This is a genomic window from Rummeliibacillus pycnus, from assembly GCF_050459865.1.
Taxonomy (GTDB): Bacteria; Bacillota; Bacilli; order Bacillales_A; family Planococcaceae; genus Rummeliibacillus; species Rummeliibacillus pycnus_B.
Map to the genome: position 1 here is coordinate 1 of NZ_JBCMNM010000003.1, position 17928 is coordinate 17928.

Consider the following 17928-nt stretch of genomic DNA (forward strand, 5'->3'; position numbering starts at 1 on the left):
AAGAATTTTCTGCGACGAGTAACCGCAGGAGCACCAATGTTTTAGCTTCCGAGGAGGCCCAACGCTCGCTTAGCACGAAAGCGCCATCTGGAGCGGCATTCTAAGTAATTACTAGAAATGAAGTATTTACCGAATTAATGTAACCGAAATGTCAGGGTATAGCGAAATACAATTAAATATTCGAAATTCATTAATTCATAAGAAAAGAAAAATCATGTTTTGAAAGAAATGTTCAAAACATGATTTTATATTTATTGTATTACTTAAATTGTATCGGCGTCTTGGCTATTAATTACTTGTTTATAGAAAGTAGCCATTGATGTTGAAATATAAGGAGTTAGCCATAAAAAGCCTATTCCTAAAGTCAATAAACATAGAATACCCCAACCAATAAAGCTAAGTCCTAGTAAAAAATATTTCCATTTTAAACCAACCATTTTTCTTCTACTCTCTGATATGGCTTCAAGAATTGTATATTCAGGATGATCACGTAATATATAAAATGTTTGTGAGTAAGATATGCTTTTTATTATTCCTGGAATAATTAATAACAATGACCATAAAAATACGAAAATCCCTTGTAATATAGTTGCTCCAATTACTTTTATTGAAGTTTTACCATTTGAATAGATTGAAAATATATTAGAAATCTTTGGATTGTTATCCCGAACTAAGGATAAATAGAACCAACATACTCCAATTGATAAAGGAATTTGTAAAATAGTAATGAAAATATTTACAATATCTTGTGTAGTTGTTGTATCTTCTTGGTTAAACCATTCATTAAACCCACCACTTAAAAGAATTTCGACAATGATTGGGAAAATAAAATACATGATAAACAAGATGAAAGAAAGTAATACAACTAGTCCCCAATTTCCTTTTAAAGATTGTAAAGATTGTCTCTTAATTTCAGAAATTTTCACAATTAATCTCCTTTCGTAATATATTTAAAGCTTTCTAAATAAGTAATTATATTTAGATAAAAGCTTTCCACTTAATAATATTATATTAAAAAACTATTTATGTATACCAAATTTTATTATTTTTCTAGTTCCTAAATATCCATATAAGAAACATTATTATTTTCATAAATCTATTTACATAAGAAAATAAAATATTCTGAAAAATCGTTGAATTTGAAAAATAAAAGTGATATTGTTATATACATCAAAAAAGAAGTTTAAACTTCATGGAAATCAAAAAATAAAGCATATACTTCATTAGGGTGTGATCGTTTGTATCAAAAAATCATACAAGAACATTTTCAAGAGCTATCGAAAGGACAAAAAAAGGTAGCTAGTTACATCTTAGAATCTCCACAAGATGTAGCGTTAAAATCTGCACAAGAAATTGGCGAATTAGTTGGTGTAAGTGAAACTACTGTCATTCGTTTCTGCTATGCTATTAAAATGTCAGGATATAGCGAATTACAATTGATTATTCGTAGTTCATTGATGCAAAAGAAAAGCTCTCTTGGAAATTATTTAGCATCGAAAGACGAAATTGAAGCAGATGATATTTTTCACGAAAAAATAATGAAAAATGACGCAAAAAAAATTCAAAGTATATCTCAAAGGTTAAATCCATATGATTTTCAAATGAGTTGTAAATCTTTGCATGAAGCAAAGAAAATATATGTGCTCGGTTTACGATCTTCTTTTGCAGCAGCACAATGGCTCGGTTTTACTTTAAATCTACTACGCTCGGATATTCATATGATTGAACCACATTCTCAGGATATTATTCAACTTTTAAGTCATATGGAAGAAGGGGAAGTATTAGTTGCTTTATCCTTCCACCGATATTATAAGGAAACCATTGAATTATCACATTTGATCCAGAAAAAAGGTGTAACGATTATAGGGATTTCAGATGTACAGACTGCACCTCTTTATCGATATTCTGATTATTATTTTTCGCTAGCAACTTCGGAAACTTCGACAATAGGTATTATGCCAACAGTCATATCGTTTTTGAATACCCTAGTTTCTGGTATGACAGCCAAAGCACCGAAACAGTACGAGGATTATAAAGCGCAATACGATAGCGTAGATAGTAGCTTTTTATTTTTGGATGGAGATGATTTTAAATGAAACAATTACTAGAGGAGATTACTCCAACATTAAAGGAAGTATTTACACACTTGCATAATCACCCTGAGATTAGTTGGTACGAATATAATACGACTACCTATATTCAACAGTTGTTAGAATCTTACGGATTTACACCTCATTTAATCGAGGATACTACAGGATTATACGTAGAAATCGGATCCGGTATGCCTGTGATTGGTCTTCGAACAGATATTGATGCACTATGGCAAGAAGTAAATGGAAAATTTCAAGCAAATCATTCATGTGGACACGATGGACACATGACGATGGCTATTGGAACTCTGTTATTACTCCAAAAATTGCATAATCCAGAAGATGGGACAATTCGAGTATTATTTCAACCTGCTGAAGAAAAAGGTCAAGGTGCACTACATTTCATCGATAAAGGATTAGTGAATGATATGGATTATTTGTTTGGAGTTCATGTCCGACCTATTCAAGAGCTTCAAGATGGAACATTTAGTCCAGCAATCTACCACGGTGCAGCAAGATTAATAACAGGAACAATTCATGGTAGGGAAGCGCATGGTGCCCGTCCACATCTAGGAAAGAATGCAATTGAAATTGGCGCATCTTTAGTGAATGCCATACAAAGTATTCATATAGATCCATTAATCCCATCATCCATAAAATTGACAAAATTCCAAGCAGGTGCAGCGGCAAATGTTATTCCAGGAAAAGCAGAATTTTGTATTGATGCCCGTTCTCAAAAGAATGAAGGTATTGATGCATTGATGAGTGGATTTCAAAGTGCGATCCGTGGTGTTGAATCTCAATATGATATTCAAATAGAATACCAAATTGAAACGAATATTGCTGCAGCAGAGGTTGATGAAGAAGCGATGGAATTAATGCGTCAAGCAATTGTTGAAACAGCAGGAGAAGTAAATACAAAACCGCCTGTTATCACACCCGGAGGAGAAGATTTCCATTTTTACACCTTGAATTGTCCGAATATTAAAGCAACCATGCTTGGATTAGGTTGTGGCTTACAACCAGGTTTACACCATCCTCAAATGACTTTTAATCGAAACACGCTAATCACAGGTGTAGAGATTTTAACACGAACTGTAATAAAAGCAGTTTCATATGCAAAGAAAGAAGTGACATGTAATGATTACCTATAAAGTATTAAAAACAAATAAAGAAATGGAGCTCGTCCAACAAGTTGAACTAGCCGTTTGGGGTACAAATCCTATTCCGACACATCAAACGTTAACAGCAGTAAAACATGGTGGCACAGTAATTGGTGCCTTTGATGGAGAGAAAATAGTAGGGTTCTGCTATGGTTTTGCAGGATTTGAAAATGGTCAAGTTTCTCTTTGCTCTCATATGCTTGGTATATTACCGGAATATAGAGAAAGTGGGATTGGAGCAGAGCTAAAACTACAACAAAAACAACTTGCTACTCAAATTGGCTACGAAAAAATGACTTGGACATACGATCCTTTGCAAACACGTAATGCATATTTGAATTTAACGAAATTACATGGAGTTTGTGATACGTATATTGAAAATTGCTATGGCAAGATGGAAGACGGTCTAAATGGTGGTCTCCCATCTGATCGCTTTCAAATAGATTGGTGGATTACTAGTGATTATGTAAATCAATTTGAAAAAAAAGAATACGACAACCCAACTGTACTTGCCACATGGTCATACAATAAGCAGCATTTACCAATTTGCTCAGATTGTGATTCTAATGACTCAACTGCGCTTAAAGATGTTGCATATCTAGTTCCCGTACCCGCTGATATTACAGAATTGAAAGACCAAGATTTGGATTTAGCGATTGATTGGCGTTTAAAAACACGCCATATGTTTAAGTTGCTGTTTCAAGAAGGTTATACAGCTATTGAATTGGTAAAATCCGCTAACCAACCGGTTCATCATTACTTAGCCGTTAAAAAGAATACGGTTAATATTCCACAATAGAGAGGACTAATAAATATGAAATTACAAGAGATTACGATCCGTCATTTAAAAATGAAAATGAAAGCACCGTTTTCAACAAGCTTCGGTACGTTTTTCGATAAAGAGTTTCTTCTATTAGAAGTAACGGACGAACTTGGCAATAAAGGGTGGGGAGAATCCGTTGCTTTTGATTCCCCTTGGTACAATGAAGAAACGTATAAAACAAATTGGATTATGTTAGAGGATTTCCTTATTCCACTAGTAAAAGGTAAACAAATTGAACATCCTGATGAATTGAATGAACTATTTGCTCCAATTCGAAAAAATAATATGGCAAAATCCACTATTGAAGGTGCTGTATGGGATTTATATGCTAAACGTACAAACCAAACACTAGCTTCAGCACTCGGTGGAGATATAAAACAAATTGAAGTTGGCATTAGTATTGGCATTCAAAATTCTATAGATGAATTACTGACTTTAATTGAAGGACATGTTAACGAAGGCTATAAACGCATTAAAGTGAAGATTAAACCGGGTTGGGATGTGGATGTCATCCGTGCTATTCGTGAACGCTTCCCGGATGTGCCATTAATGGCCGATGCAAACTCAGCGTACCGTTTAGAGGATGCTGAATTATTGAAACAATTGGATGAATTTAATTTAACAATGATTGAACAACCGCTTGCTTCAGATGATATTATCGATCATGCAACATTACAAAAACAGTTGAAAACACCTATTTGCTTAGATGAAAGCATTCACTCATTAGAAGATGCACGAAAAGCAATTGAAATAGGAAGTTGCGAAATTATTAATATTAAAATTGGGCGAGTAGGTGGATTAACAGAATCGAAGAAAATCCATGACTACTGTAAATCAAAAGGTATCCCTGTTTGGTGTGGAGGTATGTTAGAGTCAGGTATTGGCCGAGCACATAATGTAGCATTAACAACTTTATCAAACTTTGTGTTACCAGGAGATACAGCAGGTTCAGATCGTTACTGGGATCAAGATATTATCAGTCCAGAAGTAACTGTAGAAAATGGCTATATTACGGTACCAGATAAAGCTGGCATAGGTTATGAACCAAATCTTGAGTTAATTGAAAAATTTACTATGGAGAAAAAAGTATATAACCTAGTAGAAGAAGAGGTAGCTCAATGAAAAAAAGTATAGAAATAGCCGGTGCATTTATCGGTGTCATTGTTGGAGCAGGTTTTGCTTCAGGACAAGAAATATTGCAATTTTTCACTGGCTTCGGCTGGTGGGGAGTTGTAGGTACTGCCATAGCAACTGTTTTGTTTGCCTTTTTAGGGATGAATTTAACAACATTAGGGAGTCGTTTAAATGCGACTTCCCATAAAGAAGTTGTCTATAAAATATGTGGGAAGTATTTAGGCGCTGTTGTTGATTTTGTGATTACATTCTTCTTATTTGGTGTAGCAGTTGTGATGTTCGCAGGAGCTGGTTCCATTTTTGAAAACCAATTTGGTATTTCTGCAATGTACGGTAGTTTAGCCATGTTAATCGTAACGATTTTGACATTAATGTTCAATGTTCAAAAGATTATTGCAATAATTAGTGCCATTACACCTTTCCTAATGGTATTAGTAGTGATTATCGCAGGTTATTCTATTTTTACGACTGATTTAACTGCAGTTCAGATGGATAAATTGGCAAAACAACAAAATTCAGGAGCATCCAATTGGATTTTAGGGGCACTATTATATGTTTCTTATAATATTGCAGCAGGTGCATCAATGCTTACTGTAATGGGAGGACAAGAAAAAGATGAAAAAATTGCTAGAAGAGGAGGCATTCTAGGAGGTATAGGTTTAGGTCTTCTTATTCTGCTAATAAATGTCGCAATATTCACAAAATTAGATCAAGTAGGTGGTACCGATATGCCGATGCTTGTACTAGCAACTAAAATCTCTCCAATTCTTGGTGTTCTCATGTCGATTGCTTTACTTGGAATGATTTACAACACTGCTGTAGGTATGCTTTATGCATTTTCGGTTCGCATCGTACCAGCAAGAAGTAAACACTTCAATTGGGTCGTATGGGTAATTGGTGCAATTGGTTTCGGCTTAAGCTTTGTTGGTTTTATCAAACTAGTAGGAACCGTTTATCCTGCAATGGGCTATTTAGGATTTATTTTGATGATTTCAATCGTGATTGCATGGGGGATCAATGTAAAACGTTCAAAGGTAAAGTCCCTTGTTGCGAAAGAAGCATAATAATTGAGACAGAGAAGTACAAAAGTTCTTTTTTATTGACTTTTTGTACTTCTTTTCTTGCATAAAAGCGTTTAATATAAAACCTTTCTATTTATTATAGGAAGGATTTGTTGTTTTAACTTAGAATATAGTCACTAAGCTGAGCGATATCTTTAAACCCTTACCTATCATTTTGAAGAATGAAGGGTAATTTTGGAAAAAAATGAAATGAACTATAAACAGCTTATTTAGTAGTTATTATGAAAATAAAGAACACTTAAGGTAGAAAATATCATATTTTTTTAGCTAAAAATAACTTATCTGTTAAAAATGCCGTTATTTACAATCACTTTACTGAATTTTCTGATTATAATTAGAGAGAACAAATTATAAGGGGTTGATAGAATGTCAGTAAAGGTTAATCCAAACGTTGAGCTAAGCCACCCATTATCACCATTATCTGAAGTAGAAATTGAAAAAGCTGTTCAAATAGTTAAGGAACAGCAGCAGTTGCCTGAACACGTAAGATTTATGTCGGTGATGTTACATGAACCTAAAAAATCAGAAGTACTAAATTACAAACCAGGTAATACTGTAGATCGCCAAGTATTTTTAGTGATTTTAGATGATAAAGAATTGAAAACATTTGAAGCAGTTGTAAATTTAACTTCAGAAAAAGTTGATTCCTACAAACATATTCCTGGCGTACAACCAAATGTAGCCTTAGAGGAATTTGAGCAATGTGAAGAATTAGTAAAGAGCCATCCTGATTTTGTAGCAGCTTTACAGAAACGTGGAATTGACAATCCTGATTTAATCATGGTGGATCCATGGTCAGCAGGGAATTTTGGTGTTCAGGAGCATGAAGGTAAACGTTTACTTCGTGCGATTTGTTGGCAAAAACAATCACTAGAAGATAACGGATATGCTTACCCTTTAACAGGTATCGTAACGTATGTAGACCTAAACAAAATGGAAGTTTACAAAGTTGAAGATCACGGGGTACGTCCAATCCCAACAACATCAGGTAATTATCATCCTGAAGTTGATGAATCAATTGTGTTTAGAAATGACTTAAAACCATTGGAAATCATACAACCTGAAGGTCCAAGCTTTACAATCGAAGGTAATTTGATCAAATGGCAAAAGTGGAGTTTCCGCTATGGATTTACACCACGTGAGGGCCTTGTATTATACACAATTAATTACCATGACAAAGGCAAGGATCGTCCAGTTCTTTATCGTGCAGCATTATCAGAAATGGTTGTCCCTTATGGTGAGCCAACATTTTCGCATAACACACAAAATGCCTTTGATGCTGGTGAATATGGAATGGGTCAATTAGCCAATTCCTTAGAACTAGGTTGCGACTGCTTAGGCGAAATTCAATACTTTGATGGTGTTGTAGCTGATATTAAAGGAAATGCGCGTACGATCAAAAATGCGATTTGCTTACACGAAGAAGACTACGGGATTGGTTGGAAACATACAGATTGGCGTACAGGCCATGTAGAAGTAAGGCGCTCACGTCGACTAGTGATTTCATTCTTCTGTACAGTTGGAAATTATGATTACGGCTTCTATTGGAGTTTCTACCAAGACGGTACGATTGAAGCTGAAGTCAAATTAACAGGTATTCTAAACACTGGTACATGTGAAGATGGCATCCAAACAAAATATGGATCTGAGATTTCTCCAGGATTAAACGCATCACATCATCAACACTTCTTTAATTTCCGACTTGATACGATGTTAGACGGTGAAAATAACTCAGTAGTTGAAACAGAAACTGTATCAGAAACATTGGGAGAACACAATCCGAATGGCAATGGTTTCTATCCTATTTCACGTATCTTTAAAACGGAGAAGGAAGCGTTACGTAATTTAGATTTAAAAACGCAACGTACTTGGAAAATTATCAATAAAAACTCACTTAACCGAGTGAATCAACCAGTAGGATATAAAATTTTGCCTGGCGAAAATTGCTTCCCATTTGCTCATGAAGAAGCAAGCGTTATGAAACGTGCTGGTTTCCTTAAACACCATTTACACGTTACGCAATTTGATGAAAATGAAAAATATGCAACAGGTATGTATCCAAATCAACATGCTGGAGGAGATGGACTTCCAAAATACGTTGAGAATAACCGTTCAATTGATGATGAAGATATCGTCGTTTGGTATACAATGGGCCATCATCATATCCCGCGCCCTGAAGATTGGCCTGTAATGCCAACTGCATACATCAGTTTCCAATTAAAACCAGTTGGATTCTTTGATAGAAACCCAGCAATAGACGTTCCTAGACCGGACAAGAAGTGTCACACAACTTCGTCTTGTCATATACAATAAAACTCTTAAAGGAGTGATTATATGCTACCATTCCTAAGCATGTTGGTGATTGTTACTTTTACGGTAATCACCAACCGTTTATTAAAACAACGTTTTGCTAATCATGGTATGGCCAAGTGCTGTATAATGCTGATTTCTATGACAATGAGTACGGCTGTTGGGATGAATATGGCTACCTGGCTTCCCGATATGGTACTAGGTGCAATAGCATCTATTCTTATTTCTATTGCATTAGGCTATTTACTGTCAACAGGCTTACCAATGTACCTATTCATGGAAAGTGTAGGATCTAGTTTTATGGGAGCAATGATGGGTGTGATGCTAACATTAATGACCACCCAATATTTAACGGTAAGCATTATCTTTTTTACAATGATGTTTATTGTAAGTGCTATCATTTCTATCGGAGTATGGAATCGTGAGATGTTTCCTATCTTTATAAAAGCCATTCCAAGGCATATTTTCATTGTGGCTGGTGTAATGATTTGTGTACTAGTATTAAGTACTTTTGAGATTCAACATGAGGTACCTGTAAAAGAAGAACAACAGCATCATCATCATCATTAAAGGGGTCGATAATTATGGTAAATGTTAAAGAGAATATTGAACAATCGGGCATTCAATTCAAAAAGAAATATGATAATTTTATTGGTGGTGAATGGGTAGCGCCTGTAAATGGAGAGTATTTCGATAATATTACGCCTATTACGAAAGAAGTATTTACACGTGTAGCTCGTTCAACAAGAGAAGATGTAGAGTTAGCATTAGATGCCGCTCATGAAGCCCAAAAAACTTGGGGGAAAACACCCGTTACAGAACGGGCACGTATCTTACTAGCCATTGCTGATCGTATGGAAGAAAACCTTGAAAAAATTGCTAGGGTAGAAACTTGGGATAATGGGAAAGCGATTCGTGAAACTATGTACGCTGATATTCCATTGGCAATTGATAATTTCCGCTATTTTGCAAGTGCTATTCGCACACAACAAGGGCAAGTGACACCTTTTGATGAGGATACAGTAGCTTATCATTACCAAGAACCTATTGGTGTTGTTGGCCAAATCATTCCATGGAATTTTCCTATTTTAATGGCAGCTTGGAAATTGGCACCAGCACTTGCTGCAGGAAATAGTGTTGTTTTAAAATTAGCAGAACAAACGCCGGTATCATTCTTATTCGTAGTTGAACTTATTCAAGACCTATTACCAAAAGGTGTATTAAACGTCATTAATGGTTTTGGTACGGAGGCAGGGAAAGAGTTAGCTTCAAGCCCTCGTATTGCCAAAGTGGCATTTACAGGTTCTACAGCTGTCGGCAAACTGATTATGAAATATGCATCTGAGAATCTAATTCCGGTTACGCTAGAGTTAGGTGGCAAATCTCCTAATATCTTCTTTGAAGATGTCATGGATGCTGATGACGGATATCTAGATAAGGCGATTGAAGGTTTAGTTATGTTTGCATTAAATCAAGGTGAGGTCTGCACTTGTCCATCTAGAGCATTGATCCACGAGTCTATTTATGATCGTTTCATGGAAAAAGCCATTGAACGAGTTAAGCAAATTAAAGTAGGTAATCCATTCGAACTTGAAACAATGATGGGTGCACAGGCTTCAGAAGAACAACATAAAAAAATTCTTTCTTATTTTGAAATTGCCAAACAAGATGGCGCGGAATGTTTAATCGGTGGCGCCGAAAATCAACTTGATAATTTAGATGGTTATTTTATTAAACCAACTATTTTTAAAGGCAATAACAAAATGCGTATTTTCCAAGAAGAAATTTTCGGTCCTGTATTGGCGGTGACTACTTTTAAAACCTTTGAGGAAGCGATTGAAATTGCAAATGATACTATGTATGGTTTAGGGGCAGCTGTATGGTCACGTAATACAAACGTTACCTATAAAGCAAGTCGAGAAATCCAAGCAGGACGTGTTTGGGTAAATACGTATCACCAATACCCTGCTGGTGCAGCATTTGGCGGCTACAAAAAGTCAGGTGTCGGTCGAGAAAATCATTTAAAAGCTTTAGAATCGTATCAATCAACTAAATGTGTATTAGTTAGTTACAATGAACAGGCGCAAGGTTTCTTTTAATTTTTCCTAAGAGTGAAGTGAGGGGGAGGCTTATTGAGTAGCTATTATCCAATCCAACCTGAAATGGTCCAAAAATCGTATTCTTATAGAGAAATGACTCCAAACAGCAATTTAAAGCAGGATATCCTATTTTACTATGAGTTTGAACCAATAGGTATTAATAGTGATATTCATGTCATTCCTGATGCTTGCCAAGATTTAATGTTTTACATGGGCAAAGATCAAAAGGTTGTCTTAGGAAATACTCCGACTACACGTGAAATTTATTCATTTACCCCAAAAGGTAAATATTTTGGTGTTCGTCTAAATCCAAAACAAACAGTTATTCAATATAATTGCGCATTAAAACAAATTGTTCAACAACCGTTTGTTAATGTTGAATTAGGCTGCACACTAGACTCTAATTTTACACAAGCTGTTTTTGAAGCAGGAGATTTCGAACAAAGAGTGCAGATTTGTAATGAATATTTTTGTTCTCAAAAAAAGGAAAAAAGCTTGGGTGATGAAATATTCGCTACTTGTTTTGATTCTATTATTGAAAATAATGGGCTGTTCTTACCAGATGTAATTCAGCAAAAAACAGGTTATTCTGAGCGATATATCCGAGAACTTTTCTACAAAAAAACAGGTTTTGGACCAAAAAAACTCAGTAAATTCATACGTATTCAACTCTTACTTCAACATTTTTCTTTTGAAGAGACACCTGTAAACATTGACCAATATGGTTACTATGATCCTTCACATTATTACAAAGAATTTAAAAGCTTACTTGTAATAACACCTGCTGAATATATAAAAGAATTTTTAGGTTGGAAAAATATAAAACGAAAGTTTCTATCTTATTAGCCCTCAAAGCTTTCACTCTTACTTATAAAAAACATACTAATGTTAGTATGTTTTTTATTTATTCATGAACAGTATACTTTCTTCCAGAAAAAAATATATCAGTTAGATTAACTACATTTAACGATTCGCTACTCTAACTTTACGGAAAAATTTTATGTAGAGGCGTGGCCTAACATAAAATAATGAGGTTGTTGTGTCAAATAGAGGAGGTTATATTATGGCTTCAAATAATGAAAATGTAACTCTTAAGAAATCTCTCACAGCAATAAATTTATGGGCTATTGGAGTGGGGATTGTCATTTCTGGTTCTTATTTTGGCTGGAATTTTGGACTAGGTGAATCTGGTTATTTAGGTATGTTAATAGCAACATTACTGATGGCGACAATGTATTTTACTATGACTTTAGGAATTTCTGAACTTTCTACAATATTACCACATGCAGGTGGACCTTATTCTTTTGCAAGGAGAGCTATGGGAAGGTATGTAGGTTTTATTACGGGAATCGGAGTACTTCTACAATATATAATAGCAGGACCAGTAGTAGCGATTGGTATAGGAGGATATGTGAATTTCTTATTCCCTGAAATTCCAGCACTTGTTCCTGCAGCTATAATTTTTGGTATTTTTATGATAGTGCATATTATCGGTATTAAGGAGTATGCAACCATAGAAATGGTTCTATGTTCTGTGGCTGTTGGATTATTGGTACTTTTCTTTATTGTAGGTTTACCACATATTAATGTAGAAAATTTATTCCCAAGTAGTGGGAATTATATTCCTGGCGGTTTTAAAGGTATTTGGTCAGCACTCCCATATGCAATGTGGTTATTTTTAGCTATCGAAATGTTGCCTATGTTATCTGAAGAAACTAGAGATGTAAAGAAAGATATGCCAAGAGGTCTTATTTCAGGAGTGACTACGCTATTAATTATATCAATTTTCACCATAACGGTATCTATTGGATTAGGGGGAATTGATAAAATTTCAGTTGCCTCAGATCCATTACCAGCTTCTATTGCCTCAGTTTTGGGAGCAACATATTGGTTATCCAAAGTATTAGCAACTGTAGGTTTGGTGGGATTAGTCTCCAGTTGTTCAGGTGTAATTTTAGCGTATTCAAGACAAGTATACTCGTTATCACGTGCTGGCTATTTACCTAAATTTTTATCATTAATGAACAAAAAGAGGCAAACTCCGTATGTTGCGATTATATTGCCAGGCGTTTTTGGTATTCTTTTGGTATTTTTCTTTAATCCGAATAATTTAATTTTAATTTCTACATTTGGGGCTCTTGTTTCGTATATAGCTATGAATTTGTCAGTAATTATTTTGCGTATAAAAGAACCTAATTTAGTAAGATCCTTTAAAATACCTTTATATCCAATTAATCCAATAGTTTCATTGATATTGTGTGTCGTTGCCATTTTTGCAAGCTTTTTTGCCAATCTTACATTCTTCTATGTTTGTATCGCTATTTTTTCAGTGGCAAGTATATATTATTTTGTATGGGCTAGACATCAAATTGATGGTAATGCTCCAGAAGAGAATTTTATTGTTGAGGAAATTGAAAAATCTAGTCTTTTTGGTAAGATTGAAGCATCTGATTCTGTTGTTGAGATTGAAGCGTCTAACCTGGTTCGGGAACTTAAATGATGTACAAGATTCACAGCCACTTCTCTATTTTAAGAGGTGGCTTTTTGTATGGTATTACAGGTATTACATAGTACAGAGCAAAAAGAAAGGAATCTGATGGATGTTAGGTGAAAATAAAGTCCTTTAAATTACAATAAAATTGTTTAAAATATAATAAAGTTGTTTAAAAACGTCAGTCAGCATGATATACCATTGTGAAGGATCATACTAAAATAAATCTAATTTTTACGAAGGAGACTTATAGTTTTGAATGCAAAATGTATTAAATTCTACGAATTCGGTAGCCCTAAAGATGTGTTAAGAGTTGAATCGAAAAGCATTGAGCTACCAAAAGGTAATGAAGTCCTTGTTCGAATGCTAGCTCGTCCTATTAATCCTTCTGACTTAATACCTATTAGAGGATCATATTCTCATCGGATATCCTTACCGAATATTCCTGGTTATGAAGGTGTTGGTATAGTCGAAGATGTGGGTCCGTTAGTTTCTCAACAGCTTATCGGAAAGCGTGTTTTACCTTTGCGCGGGGAAGGGACATGGCAAGAGTTTGTAAAGACATCAGCAGAATTTGCAGTTCCTATACCTGATTCTATTGATAATTTTACAGCCTCACAAATGTATATCAATCCAATTACAGCATGGGTGGTTTGTACGGAAGTTTTAAAATTAAAACCAAATGATGTTTTATTGGTTAATGCATGTGGTTCTTCTATTGGGCGCATTTTTGCTCAATTATCGAAAGTTTTAGGGTTTCGATTGATTGCAGTTACTAGAAATAATAAGTATACCGAGGATTTACTTCGTCTTGGTGCTTCTTATGTAATTGATACATCTAAAAGTCGTTTAAATGAAACGGTTATGGAATTAACGAATGGAATTGGTGCTGATGCTGCTATTGATTCTGTTGGGGGTTCTGATGGTAATGAATTAGCTTTTTGTTTACATCCTAATGGCAATTTTCTAACGATTGGTCTTTTATCTGGGATACAAGTGAATTGGAAGGATATTGTAACAAACGCAAAAGTGAATGCTAATATGTTTCATTTACGGCATTGGAACAAAAATGTTTCAGCTGATAAATGGAAAGAGACTTTTAAGTGTCTCATAAAGTTGATAAATGATAATAAATTAAGTTTGATGATGCCCGATTTTCAATACGATTTATTAAATGTAAAAAAAGCGATTGATGTTATAGAATCGTCTAAAGTAAACGAAGGAAAAGTATTTTTAACAAGCCATAAAGCGAATTCTTATTGAATTAAAAGAAAGCATTAGATCTACAAAGGGTTTCCATTCAAAAGACTACTTACTTCTTTTTTTATGTTAAAAAGTTTATCATTAATTTAGAATTCGAGATATTTATTAGTAAGCATGCAGGCAATACGAAGGGAAGTTTTGAAATGGTTCCATCATTATTCATCGGACACGGTTCACCATACTTAGCAGTTACTCAAAACGATTATTCAGATTTTCTGAAAGAATTAGGTAAGCGTATTAAACCGAAAGCAATTGTCATTTTTAGTGCACACTGGGAAAGTCAAACATTATCTTTAACTTATACGGATGATATTTTAGATACGGTGTATGATTACTATGGTTTCCCAGAAGAAATGTATCAAATTAAATATCCTGCAAAAGGCTCTAAAATCGTAGCAGGAATTTTGGAAGAACGTTTTAAAAAGGCTGACATTCAAACTCAACGTGAAGAAGTTCGTGGTTTAGATCATGGGGTATGGGTTGCACTAAAACATATGTATCCAGAAGCAGATATACCAGTAGTGGCATTATCAGTGAATCCATTCTTGTCACCTAAAGAGCAGTTTAACATTGGAGAAGCATTAAAGGGACTTGGCGAGGAAGATATTTTAGTAATTGGTAGTGGTACTACTGTACACAACTTCAGTTGGTTCTTTCCAAATGCAACAAGCCCAGTAAAAGAAGCAGTAGATTTTGATGATTGGATCTTTGAACAAGTGCAAAAAGGGGATATTGATACATTAGATCAATATCGTTTGTTAGCACCAAATGCAACTCTTGCAGTACCAAGAGCAGAACATTTTGTTCCATTATTTATCGCGATGGGTAGCGCAAGCTACACAACAAATGCTAAAAAGATCAATCAAACATATGAATTTGGCACAATGAGTAATATGTGTATTGAGTGGTAACAGAATCTAGCACATTCATATAGATAGTATATTGTAAAATTAGTACATTACTTATATTAAGTGGTGTACTTTTTGTGTTTTACATGACCTTATAAGTATGCAAATCAAGGCGGCATATACAGTATAGCTACAGCATATACTGAGGAGTATTTTTAGAAGTCGGTCCCAGTCCGACTTTTTATATGACCACAAATATCGTTATCTATTGAAAGGGTATGGAGTTAAGTAGGGTTAGTGTTAAACCTTATTCAGATTTAAATTGTGGAGGAGTTAATGTGACAAAACACTTTGATTATACAATAGAGCCACCTGGGAATTTTGAGGGATTATTGAAAATCTATGAATCATTAGGATGGAACACACTTAAATTAACTGTTAGTGATTTAGAGCAAATGTGTAAACAGAGTTGGTATTCAGTATATGCTTTTGATGAACAACAATTAGTAGGAATGGGACGTGTGATTTCTGATGGTGTCATTACGGCATTAATATGTGGAGTATGTGTAATGCCAAGTTATCAGTCCAAAGGAATTGGTAAAGAAATAATGAACCGAATAATCGTACATTGTGAGCAAAATAAAGTAATCCCTCAACTTATGTGTGTAGAAAGTTTGGAGTCCTATTATAAAGAATTAGGTTTTAAGAAATTTTCCATTGGCATGACAAAAAATATAAATCGGTAATATTTTTTGCTCTTATAATTACTATAAAACTTAATTTTGGAATAAAAATTGTGGGGCAATATACTTAAATAAACGGTTCGATTATTGAACAAAAGTGTTCCTTTTTTATTGCTTTTATTCTAATAACTTATAATAAAAAGTAAATATTTTCCCTTTAAATTGAAAAATAACTTTTAAATGACAAAATTATCTGAATATTGTAAAATAAAATTAAATTAACTTCATTATACTAAAGGGGTGTATAGGGATGAATGTACCATTAATACTATCAGATTTTTTAGATAGAGCGGTAGAATTATATGGAGACAAAGAAGCTATATTTGATGAAAAGAGAGCATTTACATATGGTGACATAAACGGCCGTGTAAATCAGTTATCTCGAGGTCTTCAATCCTTTGGCGTGAAAAAAGAGGACAAAGTAGCTTACTTGGCTTCAAATACTATTGAGATGTATGAAGGCTTTTATGGTATTTATCAATTAGGTGCTATTATGGTTCCTCTTAATATTCGCTTAAAGCCAGAAGATTACTTGTTTATCCTAAATCATAGTGAATCTAAAATTTTACTAGTAGATCAAGATTTATATCATTTAATTGTACCTATTAAAGAAAAATTAGAAACAGTTGAACAAATTATTGTCCATTATAAAGATGATACTACACCAGAACTAGGCTATGATGAATGGCTTGCTACATTTGAGAATAGCCAGTTTAATCGTGTGGAATTGTCTGAAGACGATATTGCTAGCTTACTTTATACAAGTGGTACAACTGGGGACCCGAAAGGTGTAATGCTGACACATCGGAATAACTATATACATGCGCTTTCAACCATGCATCACTTACGTGTAACAGATGAAGATGCGCTTTTACACGTTTTGCCAATGTTCCATGTCAACGGTTGGGGATCACCATTTTACTATACAGCAAATGGGTCAACTCAAGTGTTCCTAAGAAAAGCCACACCAGAAGCCATATTTAATGCGATTAATAAACATAATATTTCAATTGTTCATATGGCACCTACAGTTTTAAATGCATTGATTCAATATTATGATGAAAATAAACCTGCATTATCTGATAAACTTCGTGTGGTCATCGCAGGATCTGCACCACCAGTTGCATTTGTTGAAAAGGTAGAAAAAGAGATTGGTTGGGAGTTTATTCAAGTATATGGCATGACAGAATCAACACCTTTAAGCACAATTTCGCGTATTCTTCCACAATATAACGATTTATCAGATCAAGCAAAATATCACTTGAAAGCAAAAGCAGGAACGCCAATGATTGGGACAAAAGTAAAAGTTGTTGATGAGTTAGGTGATGAAGTACCGCATGACGGTGTAACAGTTGGGGAAGTCATTGTTCGAGGCAATGGTGTGATGAAAGGCTATTGGAAAAATGAACAAGCAACGATCAACTCTATAAAAGATGGTTGGCTACACACAGGTGATGTTGGCCATATTGATGAAAAAGGGTATGTTGCGATTACTGACCGTAAAAAAGATATCATTATAAGTGGTGGAGAAAATATCTCATCTATTGAAGTAGAAGGAGTACTTTATGATCATCCAGATATCTTAGAAGCTGCAGTCATTGCCGTCCCACACGAAAAATGGGGAGAGACACCTCATGCATATGTTGTATTACGTGAAAATGCAGCATTAACAGAACAGGAAATTATCGATTTCTCACGCTCTAAATTAGCTCATTTTAAAGCCATCACAGGTGTTACAATTATAGATGAACTCCCAAAAACTGCCTCAGGTAAAATTCAAAAAGTACATTTGAGAAAGAGTTATGTAGAAAGTACTGGGGTTTAAGATAGTGCTGACTTAAAGACCAACGAAAAAAATTCGTTGGTCTTTTTTCTTATTAAA

Annotated in this window: 15 protein-coding genes; 14 read left to right on the forward strand and 1 reads right to left on the reverse strand. The window is 34.5% G+C overall.

Going from position 1 to position 17928, the window contains the following annotated elements; translation table 11 throughout:
* Nucleotides 1-263: 263 nt before the first annotated feature.
* Nucleotides 264-926: a DUF975 family protein gene (locus ABE048_RS00115; protein ID WP_430308449.1), complete on the reverse strand. Its 663-nt coding sequence runs from the start codon at nucleotides 924-926 to the stop codon at nucleotides 264-266.
* Between the two features lie 312 nt (nucleotides 927-1238).
* Here ABE048_RS00115 and ABE048_RS00120 point away from each other — a divergent pair, with 312 nt between their 5' ends.
* From ABE048_RS00120 to ABE048_RS00185, 14 genes are all read left to right on the forward strand, one after another.
* A complete protein-coding gene (locus ABE048_RS00120) occupies nucleotides 1239-2096 on the forward strand; it encodes a MurR/RpiR family transcriptional regulator (protein ID WP_430308450.1) in 858 nt (285 codons plus the stop codon).
* Nucleotides 2093-3244, forward strand: a complete 1152-nt coding sequence (locus ABE048_RS00125; protein WP_430308451.1) for a M20 peptidase aminoacylase family protein — start codon at nucleotides 2093-2095, stop codon at nucleotides 3242-3244. The genes ABE048_RS00120 and ABE048_RS00125 overlap by 4 nt, the downstream gene beginning before the upstream one ends.
* The gene (locus ABE048_RS00130) at nucleotides 3231-4052 is read left to right on the forward strand and encodes a GNAT family N-acetyltransferase (RefSeq protein ID WP_430308452.1); all 822 of its coding nucleotides are present in this window, start codon (nucleotides 3231-3233) and stop codon (nucleotides 4050-4052) included. Before ABE048_RS00125 ends, ABE048_RS00130 begins: the two co-directional genes overlap by 14 nt.
* A 15-nt stretch (nucleotides 4053-4067) precedes the next feature.
* Nucleotides 4068-5198, forward strand: a complete 1131-nt coding sequence (gene menC / locus ABE048_RS00135; RefSeq protein WP_430308453.1) for an o-succinylbenzoate synthase — start codon at nucleotides 4068-4070, stop codon at nucleotides 5196-5198.
* Complete coding sequence (locus ABE048_RS00140) at nucleotides 5195-6274, forward strand: YkvI family membrane protein (protein WP_430308454.1); 1080 nt, start codon at nucleotides 5195-5197, stop codon at nucleotides 6272-6274. Before menC ends, ABE048_RS00140 begins: the two co-directional genes overlap by 4 nt.
* A 384-nt stretch (nucleotides 6275-6658) precedes the next feature.
* A complete protein-coding gene (locus tag ABE048_RS00145) occupies nucleotides 6659-8605 on the forward strand; it encodes a primary-amine oxidase (protein WP_430308455.1) in 1947 nt (648 codons plus the stop codon).
* Between the two features lie 21 nt (nucleotides 8606-8626).
* Complete coding sequence (locus ABE048_RS00150) at nucleotides 8627-9172, forward strand: hypothetical protein (RefSeq protein WP_430308456.1); 546 nt, start codon at nucleotides 8627-8629, stop codon at nucleotides 9170-9172.
* Nucleotides 9173-9186: 14 nt separating this feature from the next.
* Nucleotides 9187-10701 (forward strand): aldehyde dehydrogenase family protein, encoded by a 1515-nt coding sequence (locus tag ABE048_RS00155; protein WP_430308457.1) that lies wholly within the window; start codon nucleotides 9187-9189, stop codon nucleotides 10699-10701.
* A gap of 33 nt (nucleotides 10702-10734) precedes the next feature.
* A complete protein-coding gene (locus tag ABE048_RS00160; RefSeq protein WP_430308458.1) occupies nucleotides 10735-11547 on the forward strand; it encodes a hypothetical protein in 813 nt (270 codons plus the stop codon).
* A 217-nt stretch (nucleotides 11548-11764) separates the two neighbouring features.
* The gene (gene eat, locus ABE048_RS00165; RefSeq protein ID WP_430308459.1) at nucleotides 11765-13201 is read left to right on the forward strand and encodes an ethanolamine permease; all 1437 of its coding nucleotides are present in this window, start codon (nucleotides 11765-11767) and stop codon (nucleotides 13199-13201) included.
* Nucleotides 13202-13447: 246 nt separating this feature from the next.
* Nucleotides 13448-14455, forward strand: a complete 1008-nt coding sequence (locus tag ABE048_RS00170) for a zinc-dependent alcohol dehydrogenase family protein (RefSeq protein ID WP_430308460.1) — start codon at nucleotides 13448-13450, stop codon at nucleotides 14453-14455.
* 143 nt (nucleotides 14456-14598) lie between these two features.
* Nucleotides 14599-15366, forward strand: a complete 768-nt coding sequence (locus ABE048_RS00175; RefSeq protein WP_430308461.1) for a DODA-type extradiol aromatic ring-opening family dioxygenase — start codon at nucleotides 14599-14601, stop codon at nucleotides 15364-15366.
* 275 nt (nucleotides 15367-15641) lie between these two features.
* Nucleotides 15642-16049 carry a GNAT family N-acetyltransferase gene (locus tag ABE048_RS00180; protein WP_430308462.1) on the forward strand — a complete coding sequence of 136 codons (408 nt, stop codon included), beginning with the start codon at nucleotides 15642-15644 and terminating at the stop codon, nucleotides 16047-16049.
* Between the two features lie 247 nt (nucleotides 16050-16296).
* The gene (locus tag ABE048_RS00185; RefSeq protein ID WP_430308463.1) at nucleotides 16297-17871 is read left to right on the forward strand and encodes a long-chain-fatty-acid--CoA ligase; all 1575 of its coding nucleotides are present in this window, start codon (nucleotides 16297-16299) and stop codon (nucleotides 17869-17871) included.
* Nucleotides 17872-17928 lie beyond the last annotated feature (57 nt).